Origin of the sequence: Cobetia sp. ICG0124, assembly GCF_004006355.1 — a bacterium.
Taxonomy (GTDB): domain Bacteria; phylum Pseudomonadota; class Gammaproteobacteria; order Pseudomonadales; family Halomonadaceae; genus Cobetia; species Cobetia marina.
Genome location: NZ_CP024893.1, coordinates 1,905,252 through 1,919,941 on the forward strand (window position 1 = coordinate 1,905,252; position 14,690 = coordinate 1,919,941).

Consider the following 14,690-nt stretch of genomic DNA (forward strand, 5'->3'; position numbering starts at 1 on the left):
AGCAGGGGTGAGGGAACCCTCATTTCTTCCAGATGGCGGGGTCGACCTTGCCCTTGAGCTCCGGGAACTTCTCGGGGTCGAAGGTCGGCTCCTGACCGGCCTTGTGCTGACGGTCGTAGTCCTTGAAGATCCGGAAGGCCAGCGGCGACAGCAGCAGGATGGCGATCAGGTTGATCAGCGCCATCGCCCCCATCGACAGGTCAGCGAAGTTCCAGATGTTCTTGAGACTGGCGACTGCGCCCAGCATCACCATGCCCAGCACCGCAAAGCGATAGATCATGATGACCGGCTTGGCGTTCTTCTTGCCCGAGATGTACTCGATGTTGGACTCGCCATAGGAGTAGTTCGCCACCAGCGAGGTGAAGGCGAACAGCAGAATGGCGATCGCCACGAAGCCACCCCCCCAGCTGCCGACCTGCGAGGTCAACGCCGCCTGGGTGATCTGGATACCATCATTGCCGCCATCGTTGCCCAGCGTGCCGCTCATGATGATGATGGCAGCGGTTGCGGTGCAGATGACCAGAGTATCGATGAAGACGCCCAGCATCTGGACGAAGCCCTGGGAGGCCGGGTGCCGGGTGGTCGCCATCGCCGCGGCATTCGGCGCAGAGCCCATGCCGGCTTCATTGGAGAACAGACCGCGCTTGATGCCGTTCATCATCGCCTGCGCGATGGTGTAGCCCAGTGCACCACCTGCTGCCTGCTCAAGACCGAAGGCGCTGCGGAAGATGGTGCCCAGTGCCGCCGGAAGCTCGGTGATGTTGATCGCCACGACGAAGATGGCCAGCAGCAGATAGAGCAGCGCCATGATCGGCACGATCAGCTCGGCGGTCCGCGTGATGCGCTTCATGCCACCGAAGATGATCGGCACCATCACCACGACCAGAATCACGCCCATGATCCACGGCGGCACGCTGAAGGCCTGCTCCATGGCCAGCGCGATGGAGTTGGACTGCACGGAGTTGAAGGCCAGACCGAAGGCGATGATCAGACACACGGAGAACAGGATCGCCATCCAGCGCTGCCCCAGGCCCTTCTCGATGTAGTAGGCCGGGCCACCACGGAAGGTATTGTCATCGTGTGACACCTTGTAGGCCTGGGCCAGGGTGGACTCGATGAAACTGGTGGACATGCCCACCAGTGCCGTCATCCACATCCAGAAGATGGCACCCGGGCCACCCAAGGAAATCGCCACGGCGACACCGGCCAGGTTACCGGTACCGACACGTGCCGCCAGGGAGGTGGCCAGCGCCTGGAAGGAGGAGATCCCGCCTTCGCTACCCTGACGTGAGGTGGCCAGCAGTTTCCACATGTGCCCGAAGTAGCGGAACTGGATGCCCTTGGTCATGACCGTGAAGAAAAGACCCGCTCCGATGAGCAGGTAGATCAATACGCTGCCCCACAGCAGGCCATTGCCTGCATCGATCAACGCCAGAATCGGCGCTGGAATGATGGACGTTGTTTCCGACATGTCGGTCTCGCTTTGGCGGGTTTTTGATCTTGTCGACGCTGCCAGGCGGCGTGAAAAGCCATGGCCTTCCTGCCGCTGGCAGCGAGCAACCACTACGAAAGGGTTGCTCGACATGCTTTGGTGAGCGCCATTCTTCATATCCGACACGGATTAGCAAGAAGAGCATACTGAACATTGGCGTTTCACAGCGGGATTCTAGTGGGGAACCGGCGAAATGTCGGTCTTTTTCACTGCATCCTAGACTTTAGATGCACAAGGCAATGTTTCGCTGTCTGGTCCTCTCGGGCATAATGCGCCCCCTTCCTGCGCCACATCAGGACGGTGCTCTTCCCTGACGCCCACGCACCCTAACAGCCATTACGGCACCCGGCAGCGCGCATTGTCCCGGCGCCTGCCTTTGAAAACAGGTGATACATGGAACTGACCAGCTACGCGGCGTCCCCGCTTTCGCTGCTCGCCCCGATCATAGCCATCGGTCTCGCAATACTGACACGTCGCGTCATGCTCTCCCTTGGGCTGGGTATTGTCTCTGGCGCTCTGCTGCTGAATGATTTCTCACCGCTCACCACGCTGGATTATCTCTGGCGCCAGCTGGTCGCGGTCTTCGTCGAGCTGCCGGACAGCGGTCAACTGGCCGATGTCACGCTCAACAGCTGGAATGTCTATATCCTGCTGTTTCTGCTCGCTCTCGGAGCGATGGTCGGTGTCATCACTCTGGCCGGCGGCACGCGCGCCTTCGGCAACTGGGCGCGTGAACGGGTCACTACCCGTCGCGGCTCGCAGCTGATGACCGTCCTGCTGGGAGTCTTCATCTTCATCGATGACTACTTCAACAGCCTGGCGGTCGGCAACATCTGCCGCCCCCTGACGGATCGCCAGGGCCTGTCGCGGGCTCGTCTGGCCTATCTGATCGACTCCACCGCCGCACCGGTATGCGTGCTGACCCCCATCTCCAGCTGGGGCGCCTACATCATCAGCTTGATCGCTGGAATCCTGGCCACGCACCACATCACCGATGTCAGCCCCTTCGGTGCCTTCCTGGAGCTTTCCGCGCTCAACTATTACGCGATTGCGGCGCTGGTGCTGGTGATCGCCTCGGCCTGGTTCGACATCAACTTCGGTGCCATGCGCCGACATGCCATCGCCGCGCGTGATGGCGAGCTGTTTGACGCCAGCCGTGGCAATCCTCCCGGCAACACCCATGTCGAAGAGTCGGAACGTGGCCGCCCCGTGGATCTGCTGATTCCGATCATCGTGCTGGTGATCGCCACCTTCTTCATGATCGTGCAGACCGGCGCCAGTGCGCTGGCCGCCAAGGGCGAGGCATTCGGCCTGGTGCGTGCCTTCGAGCTGACCGATGTCGCAGGATCGCTGATCATCGGCGGTGCCATCGGCCTGCTCGCCGCCGTGATGATGCTGCTGCGTCACCGCATGGGCACTGGCCGCAGCATCGGTGCCATCGTCCAGGGCGCGCGCTCGATGCTGCCGGCCGTCTATATCCTGGTGTTCGCCTGGATGCTGACCGGCATCATCGGCTCACTCGGCACGGGCGAATACCTGGCGACGCTGGTGGATGGCGTGGTCTCCCCCACCTGGCTTCCGATGTTGCTGTTCGTGCTGTCCGGTCTGATGGCCTTCGCCACCGGCACCAGCTGGGGCACCTTTGGCATCATGCTGCCGATCGCCGGAGACATGGCGGCAGCCACCGAGATCGCGATGATGCTGCCGATGATGGGTGCCGTACTGGCGGGCTCGGTCTTCGGTGACCACTGCTCACCGATTTCCGACACCACCATCCTGTCCTCGACGGGCGCGAGCTGCCATCACATCGATCACGTCATGACCCAGTTGCCCTACGCGCTGCTGGGCGCCTGCATCTCGTTGCTGGCGTACCTGGTGATGGGCCTGACCGACAGCACGCTGTTCGGCTGGCTGAGTCTGGCAGGGCTGCTGGTCGTCAGCATCGCCTGGCTTGCCCGTCGGGAACGCGCCAACCCCGTGGTCGCACGCACCTGATGGACTGATCGCTTCAAGCACTGCGCGCCTGCCCGGCCAGACCGACGCCTGCATCGCTCAATGCCTCACGCACATCCTCCAGACTCGCCGGGTCATCGATGGTCGAGGGAATCTGGTACTGCTCTCCCGCAGCGATCTGACGGATCATCTTGCGCAGAATCTTGCCGGAGCGTGTCTTGGGCAGCCGCTCGACGATCAGTACGTCCTTGAGCGAGGCGATCGCCCCTATCTCATCGCGCACACGCTGCGCCAGCGCCTGACGAAGAGCAGATTCGTCACCGCGCCAGGCATCCTTGATGATCACCAGTCCCAGCGGCATCTCGCCCTTGAGCGAATCCTCGATGCCGATCACCGCACATTCCGCCACTGCCTCGTGTGAGCCGAGGACCTGTTCCATTTCCCCGGTGGACAGGCGATGCCCTGCCACATTGATGACGTCATCGATGCGCCCCATCACGAAGAGGTAGCCGTCCTCGTCAAGATAGCCGCCGTCTCCCGTCAGATAGTAGCCGGGGTACGCCGCCAGGTAGGCGGCGTGGAAACGCGCGGGATTGTGATAGAGCCCCGTGAGACACCCGGGCGGCAGCGGCTGCTGAATGACCACGTTGCCCTGCACTCCGGGTTCGACCTCGTCTCCCAGGCCATCGAGCACCTGCACATTGAAACCGGGCAACGGCCAGGTCGCACTGCCCGCGCGTGCCTCGACCGGCGCTCGGGGACCACTCCCCTGCCGAGTGATCATGTCGAGACCGAGCAGATTTCCCGCGACCGGCCAGCCGGTTTCCGTCTGCCACCAGTGATCCACGATCGGCACTGGCAGCAGGTCATTCAACCAATGATAGGTGGGAGGATCGAGTCGCTCCCCCGCCAGGAACAGGCTGCGCAGACTGGACAGGTCACGCCCGGCCATCAGGCTGGCGTCGGGGTCTTCCTTCTTGATGGCTCTGAAGGCGGTCGGTGCCGTGAAGAAGCAGTTGATCCGATACTCCTCGATCAAGCGCCAGAAGGCTCCGGCATCCGGCGTCCTGACCGGCTTGCCTTCATACATGACCGTCGAGGCTCCCACCAGCAACGGGCCATAGACGATATAGGAATGCCCCACGACCCAGCCGATATCGGAGGCTGCCATGAAGGTGTCCCCCGGGCGGGTCCCGTAGAGAATTTCCATGGAGTAATGCAGTGCCACGGCGTAGCCGGCGTGATCGCGCACCACACCCTTGGGCGTCCCGGTGGTGCCTGAGGTATAGAGGATATAGAGCGGCTCGCTTCCCAGCATGCTGACCGCTTCCGTGGCCTGGGCATGCGCCAGACATTCCTGCCAATCGTGGTCTCGCGGCCCCAGGGTGGCTAGTTGCTGCTCACGCTGCAGGATCAGGCAGGCCTCTGGCGTATGCGTCGCAAGTTCGATCGCCTCATCCAGCCACGGCTTGTAGGGAATGACACGGTCGACCTCGATGCCACAGGAGGCCGACAGGATGACCTTGGGCGTCGCATCATCGATCCGTACGGCCAGCTCCTTGGGGGAGAATCCTCCGAAGACCACGGAATGCACCGCCCCCAGGCGTGCGCAGGCCAGCATCGCCATCGCGGCCTCCGCCACCATCGGCATGTAGATGATCACGCGATCACCCTTCTCGACCCCCTTGTCACGCAGGGCACCCGCCAGCCTGGCCACTTCGTCGCGAAGCTCTCGATAGGTGTACTGGCACTTGCTGTCAGTGACGGGAGAGTCCCAGTAGAGCGCCACCTGATCCCCGCGGCCATTGGCCACGTGATGATCCAGCGCGGCATGACAGATATTCATCTCGCCATCAATGAACCAACGGGCGTGCTCCTGGGCATCCCAAGCCAGGATGGTCGCTGGATCACGGAACCAGACGATGCGCCTGGCCTGCTCAGCCCAGAAGTCCTCTGGCGCTTGATTGGCACGCGAGACAAGTGATTCGTAGTGCTCGCGTGCGGATCGCTTGGCGGTCTCAGGCATGGCTTACCTCGTAAAAGTCCACCCCTGATCAGGCCACCCTCGATGATTTATCGTTTAATATTGCCTTGGACGTAGCACGCGGAGTTATTGATGATTCACTAAAACAAGGATACTTCATCAACCGCGAGGAAACCCGCCATGCCTGCGCAAGATGATGTCATCACGTTACACCAGGCAGGTGATCGCGTGATCGAGGAAGCCACTGCCCTGTTGAAGGCGATGGGCAACGAAAATCGCTTGCGAATTCTCTGCCTGCTCAGTGAAAGCGAAATGTCGGTCAGTGAACTGAATTCACGTCTCGAACTTTCCCAGTCAGCCCTGTCGCAGCATCTGGCCATTCTGCGTCGCGAAGGCATGGTGCGGACTCGCCGGGCGTCACAGACCATCTACTACTCACTGCTGGGCCCCAACGCTGCAGGCGTGATCCGCACGCTTCAACAACTCTATCGCTGAAAAAGGGCGCCAGTCGAAGACTGACGCCCTTGAGGGAAGCCATCGCTCAGTGCTGCTGCCAGCGTGACTCGACATTGCGCTCCAGCACGCGGTCAAGCACACGATCCAGACTCAGCGTCACCCCCTTCCCGAATCGATCCATCATGCGACGCGGCTTTTCGAGACTGACTTCGAATATCTTGAGATCCTGCTTGAGATAGCCGGCCAGCAGCGCCTGACTTGTGCCCACCTCATCGATCAGACCGATCGCGATCGCCTCGCTGCCATACCAGATGTCCCCTTGTGACACGGCTTCCACATCCAGTTGCGGACGACGGTTACCGACGTGCTGCTTGAACAGGTCATGGGTGCGGGCCAGGTCAGACAGGAACTTTTCACGCCCTTCTTCCGTATTCTCCCCCAGCATCGTCAGCGTTCGCTTGTAACGCCCAGCCGTCAGGATCTCCACATCGACATCGTGCTTCTTGAGAAGACGGTGCACATTGGGCACCTGTGCCACGACGCCGATGGACCCTATCACGGCAAACGGCGCCGCCACGACGTGATCAGCGGCACACGCCATCATGTACCCGCCACTCGCGGCCACCTTGTCGACGGTAATCGTCAGACGCGCGCCTGCCGCACGCAGACGATCCAGCTGTGCGGCGGCCAGACCGTAGGCGTGCACCAGGCCACCACCAGATTCCAGTCGCAGTACCACTTCATCCTTGTCGGTCAGCACGCCTTCCAGCGCGGTGACTTGCTCGGCGAGGCTTTCCACTCCCGTCGCCTTGATATCGCCGACGAAGTCGAGCACGAACACCCGACGCCCTTGCGCTTCGCCTTGGCCTTGAGCGCCTTCTTGAGAGACTTGGCCTCCTGCTTCTCCTTCTTGGCACGTGCCTTGGCATTGGCGGTGCGCTCGGCATCTTCCAACCCGGCCTGTCCCAATTCCCGCTGGAGGTGCTGCATGCGCTCATGCCAGGGGCGAATCTTGAGGCGAGCCTCGCGCTCACCACTGTCCCCGTGACGGGCACGCACGATCATGAGGATGATCGCCCCAATGGCCACCACCACCGTGACTGCCTCGGCGAGAAAGAGGCCATATTCCGATAACCATTGCATGCACTTGCTCCTGAACTTTCCCAGCCTTCACCATTGAAAAGGAATATTGCCATGGCAGACGCCAACGCCGTCATCGAGATGCTGAAAAGTCGCTTCAACCCGGACGCCGCCAAGGGCATGAACGACGTCTTCCAGTTCAACATCACCGACAGTGATGACTACTACATGGTCGTCAAGGATGGCACCCTGGACGTGGGCGAAGGGGAGCACGACGATCCGTCCGTCACGCTGTCCACTGACAGCGATACCCTCAAGGGCGTGATGAAGGGCGAAGTCGACGGCATGCAGGCCTTCATGACGGGCCGCCTGAAAGCGACCGGCAACATCATGCTGGCCACCAAGCTGACCTCTCTCTTCCCGAACAAGTGATCAGCGGCCGCTGGCCACCGAGCGCAGGAAGTTGTCGATCAAGGCATGCGAGATCGAGAACTTCGGCGGCAAGCCAGGCAAGGATTCAGGTGTGAACCACTGGGCATCCTCTATCTCATGGCCATCAATAGCGATCTCCCCGCCCGCATATTCGGCGTAGTATCCCAACATGAAGGAGTGGGGAAATGGCCAGGATTGGCTCTGGAAGTAACTCACGCGCCCGACCTCGACACCCACTTCTTCCAGGACCTCGCGCCTCACCGCTTCCTCGGCGCTTTCCCCGGCTTCGATGAAGCCGGCCAGGGTCGAGTACATGCCGGGCCCGAAACGCGGACTGCGTGCCAGCAGCAACTCACGCCCACGCGTGATCAGCGTGATGATGCAGGGCGAGATTCGCGGATAGCTGCGATGCTGGCAGCCGGTACAGTGCATCGCGAACTCATGTTCCAGACGTTTCATTCGCTTGCCACAACGTCCACAGAAACGATGGTCCCGCGCCCACTTGAGCACCTGCAGGGCACTTGAGAGCAGCGGGAACTGCTCTCTGGGCAGTGAATGCAACCATTGCCGAGCGCCTGGCCACTCGGAAGACCCATTCTCGCCAAGCACGGCGATCGGCGCCCCCTGCCACTCTCCCAGTGCAATCGCGCCGGATGGCCAGTCGCATGGCGGTTGAATGATGCCGCCATCGGGCGCCGGGGCGACCCCGTCGCGCCCGATGCGAATCAGGTACCCCTGACGCTGGTTCACTCGTGACAGATCACGTATCAGCATCAGACAGCGCCTCCCGGGTTGCCTCTGCCGTCAAGGCTGTCTGTCTTGGCACGAATTTCCTCGCACCAGGCAGCATGGCGCTCAAGCTCCAGCGCCGAGAGCCCGGGCGTGACCAGACGCGGGCGGTCCGCCCGAAGGCGACGCACCCCGACAATGCCGCCCTCTCCCTCATCACCATCGTCTATGTCGTCCAGCCCGAGCGCCGTCTGCCCGCCGGTCATCGCCAGATAGACGTCGCCGAGGATCTCCGCATCCAGCAAGGCACCGTGCAGCACGCGGTGCCCATTGTCGATATCGTAGCGCTTGCACAGCGCATCCAGGTTGTTGCGCTGACCGGGGTGCTTCTCACGGGCGAGCTTCAGGGTATCGAGGATCGCGCAGTGTTCCGCCACCGGCCCCAGCGGCTGGCTACGCCGTGGATTGATCAGGCCGAATTCATGATCAATGAAGCCGACGTCAAAGGGCGCGTTGTGAATGACGAGCTGGGCGCCCTTGATGAACTCCCAGAAGGCATCCGCCACGTCCGCGAAGACCGGCTCATTGGCGACCCGTTCATCGGTGATGCCGTGGACGCCGATCGCCTCTTCATCGATCAATCGCTCCGGATTGATGTACTGGTGATAAGTGCGCCCCGTCAAACGGCGATTGATCATCTCCACCGCACCGATCTCGATCAGACGGTGGCCTTCCTTCGGGTCGATACCGGTCGTTTCGGTATCGAGAATAATCTGACGCATCTCAGACCTCTTGGTGAACGGGTGCTCAACGGCGTGACTGCATCTCATCGATCGCTTCATTGGCAAGGCTATCGGCACGTTCATTGCCTTCGTCGCCACTGTGGCCCTTGACCCAGCGCCACTCGATATCATGACGCTGACTCTGTTCCAGCAACGCCTTCCACAGCGCCTCATTCTTGACCGGATGCTTGGCAGCCGTCTTCCAGCCGCGCTTGACCCAGCCATGGACCCACTTGGTGATGCCATTCTTGACGTATTCGGAGTCCGTCCACAGCACCACGTCACAGCGCCGGGTCAACGCCTTCAGGGCCTCGATGGCGGCCATCAGCTCCATGCGATTGTTGGTGGTGTCCTGTTCGCTGCCCTTGAGTTCCTTGCGATGCTTGCCACTGACGAGAATGGCTCCCCACCCTCCCGGGCCGGGATTTCCCCGGCAGGCACCATCGGTATGGATGACCACCCGAGTCATGATTGTCGCGTGAATGCAGGCGGGTCACCTGCCCGATGGCGACACCGGGAATCGCCACGCGTGAGCGCTTGGCATTCAGAGGCTGCACGTACCCGACATTGCGACGGGCCCGTATCAGCATCAGGCTGCCCAGAGGCAGGTTGTAACGGCGTCCCATCCGTTCGAGCCAACCATGGCGCAGGCGCAAGCCAGGCAGATGAAATCCCGCGTAGTCGATACGCTCGATCTCGAAGTCCACGAAGGCCAACCAGTCCCTGAGCGCCGCCGGGGTGCGCCAGCTGCCTTCCCAGGGAGTGATGTGCCGCCGCCGGGGGTCGAGGCGCAGCAGACCCTCCCCGGACATCGGCTGCCAGGCGACGATGATCAGACAACCGCTGGAGCGCAGGACACGCGCCGCTTCGCGCAAGAGGCGATGGGGTTCCGGCGCGACCTCCAGCAGATGATGGATCATCACCATGTCCATGCTTTCATCTGGCAGGGCCAGCTGAGTGAGCGGGCAGATGAGGGTCGATGGCGACTGGGCCAGGGCGGGCTCCGGCGCCCAATGGATGGCATGCCGGATGGGAGACAAGGAGAGCAGGTCATTGTCTCCCGGCCCCAGACACAGACTGTGGAAGCCGAAGCAACGCTCGAACAGCGGCGTCAACATCTCGCGCTCGGCGATGAGAATGTCCTTGCCGTCCGCCCCTTCAAGAAAGGCGCGCATCGCTCGCACGTGGGCGCCCAGCAGCCGCGCGTGCTGTCGGCGACGCGCTTCCGGGGTGAGTTGCGCAGCGGAATCCGCCCCGCGTGAGGCGCAAGCAAGATGTCACACACTTCTACATTCTCACACCACAAGAGGTTTGACACTTACCCGCTTGCTCGGCAGGCTTCAAGAGTACCTGACCACCATGATGAGCGTTACGCCCATAGCGGCCTTTCAGGACAACTATATCTGGCTGATCCAGAGCGACGACAGCGACACGGTTGCCGTCGTCGATCCGGGTGATGCCACACCGGTGATCGAGGTTCTGGAAACCCGCGGCCTGACTCTGGACACGATTCTGATCACTCACCACCATCAGGATCACACCGGCGGCCTCCCCGAGCTGATCAAGCGCTACCGCCCTCGCGTGGTCGGCCCGCACAACCCGGCCATCGAGGGAATCGATGTGCGTGTCGCCGATGGTGACAGCGTGCGCGTGCAGGGACGCTTGTTCGATGTCCTGGAAGTGCCCGGCCACACACTGGACCACATCGCGTTCGTGAGTGCCGGCATGCCGGGGCTGCTGTTCTGCGGGGACACCCTCTTCAGTGCGGGCTGTGGCCGTCTGTTCGAAGGCACACCAGAGCAGATGCACCAGTCACTCACGCGCCTGACATCACTCCCTGAAGACACCCTCGTCTTCCCGGCTCACGAGTACACCCTGGCCAACCTGGCATTTTCCCGCGCGGCGGAGCCTGACAACACGCAACGCGATCAGGTGATCGCCGAGTGTGAGCGCGCCCGCGAGACCGGCCGCCCGACCCTCCCGAGTCGCATCGCGCGTGAAAGACAGATCAACCCCTTCCTGCGCAGTGATGACCCCACCTTGCAACAACGCTTGCTCCAGCAAGGACGCCTCACTGCCTCAGAGGGCCAGCCCCTCACGTCACTGGCAGCCTTCACGGCACTGCGCCAGTGGAAGGACAGCTTCTAGACCCGCTGACCGCGCGCCCCCATCCGACGCAGGCTCGCCAAAGAGTACTCCGTCAATGCATCAGCAAGACCTCCGTACCGACGACACCTGCCGCTGATGGCGACCCCTGCCAACGCAAGCTCCCGGGCGCTCGACGACCTGACACCCACCAGCGTGCATCAGAGCGCTCCTCTGAATTTCATGCAAGCCATCGATGCGGTGCCCGCGCGCTACGATGATGTGTGGGAGCGCCTGCGTGCCGGCTATCAGCTGCAGCAGGACACCGGACGCCCTCGAGTACGCAAATGGATCGACTGGTATGAAGAGCACCCGGAGCACGTGGAGCGTATCGCCGAACAGGCTCGCCCCTGGCTGCGTTACGTGACGCGTCGCACCGAGGCGCGCGGCCTTCCAGCCGAACTTGCCCTGCTGCCTTTCATCGAGAGTGCCTATGATCCGGATGCCGCCCACCCCGGCGGCGCCACCGGCATGTGGCAGTTCATGCCCCAGACCGGCGATGCCATGGGCCTGACCCGCAACCGCTGGTACGACGGCCGCAAGGACGTCCTGATGGCCACCGATGCCGCATTGGATTATCTGCAGTCCCAGGGCGAACGCTGGTACGACGGAGACTGGGAGCTTGCGCTGGCCGCCTACAACGCCGGCGCCGGCACCGTGAACCGCGCGCGCCGACGTACCGGCTCAGGGGATGAGGATTACTGGAACATCAAGCTGCCCAGCGAGACCATGGAGTACGTGCCCAAGCTGCTGGCGCTGGCTGCGGTGATCCGTGAACCCGAAGAGTACGGCCTGGCCCCCCTGGACGTGCCGACCGTGCACGGACTGGCCATCTATGGCGAACCGGCACATCCGGCAGGCTTCACGCACTTCCCCTACGTGAATCCTGATGCCCCCATCGGCGGACGCATGACTCGCGCCGCCATCGGCAGCTTCGACTCCACCAACCCCTTCATCCTCAAGGGCAACTCGGTGGCAGGGCTCAATTATTTCGGCGGGTTGATCTATGACACCCTGCTCACCCAGTCTGCCGATGAACCCTTCACTGAATATGGCCTGCTGGCCAGCGGGATCCGACTGGCAGAAGACCGCAGTGCCATCGAGTTCGATATCGATCCCCGCGCACGCTTTCATGATGGGGAACCCGTCACCGCCGAGGATGTCGTCTTCACCTATCGTCTGCTGATGAAGGATGGCCTGCCCTTCTTCAAGAGCTACTACCACGATGTCACTCGCGTCAGCCTGATCGACACCGATACCGTTCGCTTTGACATGGCCCCCGACGCCGCCCGCGAGCTGCCCTTGATCATCGGTCAGCTGCCGGTACTGCCCGAGCATTACTGGAAGACACGTGATTTCACCCGCGCCACGCTGGAACTGCCGCTTGGCTCAGGGCCGTACCGCATGGCCTCGCTGGATGCCGGACGCCAGGTACGCTATGAGCGTGTCGCGGATTACTGGGGCAAGGACCTGCCCGTCAACAAGGGGCGCCATAACATCCAGACACTGGTCTATGACTATTACCGCGACCAGAGCGTGTCGCTGGAGGCCTTCAAGGCCGGCAGCATTGACCTGCATGTGGAGAGCAGCGCCAAGAACTGGGCGACGGCCTATGACACGCCTGCGCTCAGAGACGGGCGTCTGAAGAAGCTGGAGGTGCCGGACAGCAATCCTGCCGGCATGCAGGGCTTCGTGCTCAATGAACGCCGCGCGCGCTTCCAGGACCCGCGGGTACGCGAAGCCCTGGCACTGGTCTTCGATTTCGACTGGGTCAACCGCAATCTCTTCTACGGCGCCTACCAGCAGACCCACAGCTATTTCGAGAATTCGGACATGGCCGCGAATGGCCTGCCTGAAGGACGGGAACTGGCCCTGCTTGAGCCGTTCCAGGACCAGTTGCCCGCCGCCGTCTTCCGCGACCCGCTGCCCATCGATGAGCCCACGGAACTGCGCCCGCGGCTGCGCAAGGCACTCAACCTGCTTCGGGACGCTGGCTATCGCGTCGCGGATGGCCAGCTGGTCAATCATGAGACGGGCAAGCCGCTGACACTGGAAGTCCTCAACTACGACACCCAGTTCGAACGGGTCATCCAGCCGTGGATTCGCAATCTGGCACGCATCGGCATCCAGGCGCGTATCCGCACCGTCGACGTCAACCAGTACATCAATCGTCGGCGAAGCTTCGATTTCGATGTCGTGGTCGGCAGTTACCCCCAGTCCAACAGTCCCGGCAGCGAACAGCGCGAGTACTGGACGAGTGATTACGCCGATGTCGCCGGCTCGCGCAACCTGATCGGCCTGAAGAGTCCGGTCATCGATGCACTCACCGATGCCCTGATCCAGGCCCAGACCCGCGAAGACCTGCTGAGCGCCACACGAGCACTGGATCGCGTGCTGCGCTGGGGCTTCCATGTCGTGCCGCAGTGGCATCTCGCGGCGACTCGCATCGCGCTGTGGGACAAGTTCGGCTATCCGCAGCCGTTCCCGGAGTATCTGCTGAGCCTGGACAGCTGGTGGATCGTCCCCGGACACGCAGGGAGATTGCTCTTGGGTGCCTATATTCTGCGCCGAGTCCTGTTGATGATTCCGACACTGCTTGGAATCCTGTTGCTGAATTTCCTGATCGTCCAGGCGGCTCCCGGCGGGCCCATCGAGCAGCTGATGTCGCGTCTTGACGGCCTCAGCGCCGGGGCCAGCACACGGCTGAACAGTGGGGGTGGCGATGGCGTCACCAGCGGCTCCGGCACCAGTTCCACCTATCGCGGAGCCTCGGGAGTCGACCCGGCCCTGATCGCCGAGCTGGAGCAGCAATTCGGCTTCGACAAGCCCGCCTGGGAGCGCTTCCGCGACATGGTGGTCGACTACGCGCAGTTCGATTTCGGCGACAGCTTCTTCCGCGACCGCCCGGTGATCGACCTGATGCTGGAGCGACTCCCCGTCTCGATTTCCCTGGGCCTGTGGACGACGCTGCTGGTCTATCTGGTGTCGATTCCACTGGGCATTCGCAAGGCACTGGTGCATGGCTCACGCTTCGATGTCTGGACCTCGGGTGTCGTCATCGTAGGCTACGCGATTCCGGGCTTCCTGTTCGCGATCCTGTTGATCGTGGTGTTCGCCGGCGGCAGCTATCTCGACTGGTTCCCGCTCAGGGGGCTGACCTCCCCGGATTTCGAGGAGCTCTCGACGCTTGGCAAGGTCCTCGATTATTTCCATCACATCGCCCTTCCCGTGCTGGCCTCCGCCATCGGCAGCTTCGCCACCCTGACGATGCTGACCAAGAACAGCTTCTTGGACGAGATCCACAAGCAGTACGTGCTGACGGCACGCGCCAAGGGGGCCAGCGAGAACCGCATTCTCTACGGACATGTCTTCCGCAACGCCATGCTGATCATCATCGCGGGGCTGCCGGCGGCGCTGGTCGGCATCTTCTTCACCGGCTCGCTGCTGATCGAGGTCATCTTCTCTCTCGATGGCCTGGGCCTGCTGGGCTTCGAGGCGGTACTGCAGCGCGACTATCCGCTGATCTTCGGCACCCTGTACCTGTACACCCTGATTGGCCTGATCCTGAAACTGGTATCAGACCTGATGTATGTGTGGATCGACCCGCGCATCGACTTCGCGACCCGGGAGGCTTGAG

The 14,690-nt window shown here is 62.2% G+C and carries 12 protein-coding genes and 2 pseudogenes; 6 read left to right on the top strand and 8 right to left on the bottom strand.

The genetic code is table 11. From position 1 onward, the window contains the following. Positions 1–19: 19 nt before the first annotated feature. Entirely contained in the window at positions 20–1,471 is a 1,452-nt protein-coding gene (locus CU110_RS08830) for a sodium:alanine symporter family protein (protein ID WP_077376754.1), read from the bottom strand. Positions 1,472–1,885: 414 nt separating this feature from the next. On the opposite strand from CU110_RS08830, the gene CU110_RS08835 reads away from it, so the two are divergent. Further along, positions 1,886–3,487: a Na+/H+ antiporter NhaC family protein gene (locus tag CU110_RS08835; RefSeq protein ID WP_084208769.1), complete on the top strand. Its 1,602-nt coding sequence runs from the start codon at positions 1,886–1,888 to the stop codon at positions 3,485–3,487. 13 nt (positions 3,488–3,500) lie between these two features. On the opposite strand, the gene CU110_RS08840 is transcribed toward CU110_RS08835, so the two are convergent. Beyond that, entirely contained in the window at positions 3,501–5,471 is a 1,971-nt protein-coding gene (locus CU110_RS08840) for an AMP-binding protein (RefSeq protein WP_084208770.1), read from the bottom strand. 138 nt (positions 5,472–5,609) lie between these two features. Between CU110_RS08840 and CU110_RS08845 the strand changes: the two genes are divergently transcribed. Then, positions 5,610–5,924 (top strand): metalloregulator ArsR/SmtB family transcription factor, encoded by a 315-nt coding sequence (locus CU110_RS08845; RefSeq protein ID WP_077376763.1) that lies wholly within the window; start codon positions 5,610–5,612, stop codon positions 5,922–5,924. A 46-nt stretch (positions 5,925–5,970) separates the two neighbouring features. Here the strand turns inward: CU110_RS08845 and sohB are convergent, their stop codons facing one another. After that, the gene (gene sohB, locus CU110_RS08850) at positions 5,971–6,720 is read right to left on the bottom strand and encodes a protease SohB (protein WP_346427117.1); all 750 of its coding nucleotides are present in this window, start codon (positions 6,718–6,720) and stop codon (positions 5,971–5,973) included. After that, a complete protein-coding gene (locus CU110_RS17950) occupies positions 6,639–7,028 on the bottom strand; it encodes a hypothetical protein (protein ID WP_127735595.1) in 390 nt (129 codons plus the stop codon). The genes sohB and CU110_RS17950 overlap by 82 nt, the downstream gene beginning before the upstream one ends. 51 nt (positions 7,029–7,079) lie before the next feature. Here CU110_RS17950 and CU110_RS08860 point away from each other — a divergent pair, with 51 nt between their 5' ends. Further along, the gene (locus CU110_RS08860; RefSeq protein ID WP_077376768.1) at positions 7,080–7,397 is read left to right on the top strand and encodes an SCP2 sterol-binding domain-containing protein; all 318 of its coding nucleotides are present in this window, start codon (positions 7,080–7,082) and stop codon (positions 7,395–7,397) included. Here the strand turns inward: CU110_RS08860 and nudC are convergent, their stop codons facing one another. The 4 genes and pseudogenes from nudC to CU110_RS17650 form a co-directional block, all read right to left on the bottom strand. Beyond that, positions 7,398–8,171 carry an NAD(+) diphosphatase gene (nudC, locus tag CU110_RS08865; RefSeq protein ID WP_077376771.1) on the bottom strand — a complete coding sequence of 258 codons (774 nt, stop codon included), beginning with the start codon at positions 8,169–8,171 and terminating at the stop codon, positions 7,398–7,400. It lies immediately after the preceding gene. After that, positions 8,171–8,908 carry a DNA polymerase III subunit epsilon gene (gene dnaQ / locus CU110_RS08870; RefSeq protein WP_127735598.1) on the bottom strand — a complete coding sequence of 246 codons (738 nt, stop codon included), beginning with the start codon at positions 8,906–8,908 and terminating at the stop codon, positions 8,171–8,173. Before dnaQ ends, nudC begins: the two co-directional genes overlap by 1 nt. Before the next feature lie 25 nt (positions 8,909–8,933). Then, positions 8,934–9,377: a ribonuclease HI gene (gene rnhA, locus CU110_RS08875; RefSeq protein ID WP_127735601.1), complete on the bottom strand. Its 444-nt coding sequence runs from the start codon at positions 9,375–9,377 to the stop codon at positions 8,934–8,936. 370 nt (positions 9,378–9,747) lie between these two features. Then, positions 9,748–10,083 (bottom strand): annotated as a pseudogene (locus tag CU110_RS17650) (methyltransferase domain-containing protein); the annotation flags it as partial. A gap of 184 nt (positions 10,084–10,267) precedes the next feature. Between CU110_RS17650 and gloB the strand changes: the two are divergent. The 3 genes and pseudogenes from gloB (at position 10,268) to CU110_RS16160 (ending at position 14,689) form a co-directional block, all read left to right on the top strand. After that, positions 10,268–11,056: a hydroxyacylglutathione hydrolase gene (gene gloB / locus CU110_RS08885; RefSeq protein WP_084208773.1), complete on the top strand. Its 789-nt coding sequence runs from the start codon at positions 10,268–10,270 to the stop codon at positions 11,054–11,056. A 180-nt stretch (positions 11,057–11,236) separates the two neighbouring features. Next, positions 11,237–13,303 (top strand): annotated as a pseudogene (locus tag CU110_RS16155) (ABC transporter substrate-binding protein); the annotation flags it as partial. A gap of 297 nt (positions 13,304–13,600) precedes the next feature. Beyond that, on the top strand, positions 13,601–14,689 hold the full coding sequence (locus CU110_RS16160; RefSeq protein WP_084208776.1) for a microcin C ABC transporter permease YejB: 1,089 nt from the start codon (positions 13,601–13,603) through the stop codon (positions 14,687–14,689). The last annotated feature ends 1 nt before the right edge of the window (position 14,690 follow it).

What these genes read in the sequence shown, in the direction of transcription:
- CU110_RS17950 (WP_127735595.1), bottom strand. Translation starts at nt 7,028, where the DNA reads ATGCAATGGTTATCGGAATATGGCCTCTTTCTCGCCGAGGCAGTCACG.
- CU110_RS08845 (WP_077376763.1), top strand. Translation starts at nt 5,610, where the DNA reads ATGCCTGCGCAAGATGATGTCATCACGTTACACCAGGCAGGTGATCGC.
- CU110_RS08840 (WP_084208770.1), bottom strand. Translation starts at nt 5,471, where the DNA reads ATGCCTGAGACCGCCAAGCGATCCGCACGCGAGCACTACGAATCACTT.
- CU110_RS08860 (WP_077376768.1), top strand. Translation starts at nt 7,080, where the DNA reads ATGGCAGACGCCAACGCCGTCATCGAGATGCTGAAAAGTCGCTTCAAC.
- gloB (WP_084208773.1), top strand. Translation starts at nt 10,268, where the DNA reads ATGATGAGCGTTACGCCCATAGCGGCCTTTCAGGACAACTATATCTGG.
- nudC (WP_077376771.1), bottom strand. Translation starts at nt 8,171, where the DNA reads ATGCTGATACGTGATCTGTCACGAGTGAACCAGCGTCAGGGGTACCTG.
- dnaQ (WP_127735598.1), bottom strand. Translation starts at nt 8,908, where the DNA reads ATGCGTCAGATTATTCTCGATACCGAAACGACCGGTATCGACCCGAAG.
- CU110_RS08835 (WP_084208769.1), top strand. Translation starts at nt 1,886, where the DNA reads ATGGAACTGACCAGCTACGCGGCGTCCCCGCTTTCGCTGCTCGCCCCG.
- rnhA (WP_127735601.1), bottom strand. Translation starts at nt 9,377, where the DNA reads ATGACTCGGGTGGTCATCCATACCGATGGTGCCTGCCGGGGAAATCCC.
- CU110_RS08830 (WP_077376754.1), bottom strand. Translation starts at nt 1,471, where the DNA reads ATGTCGGAAACAACGTCCATCATTCCAGCGCCGATTCTGGCGTTGATC.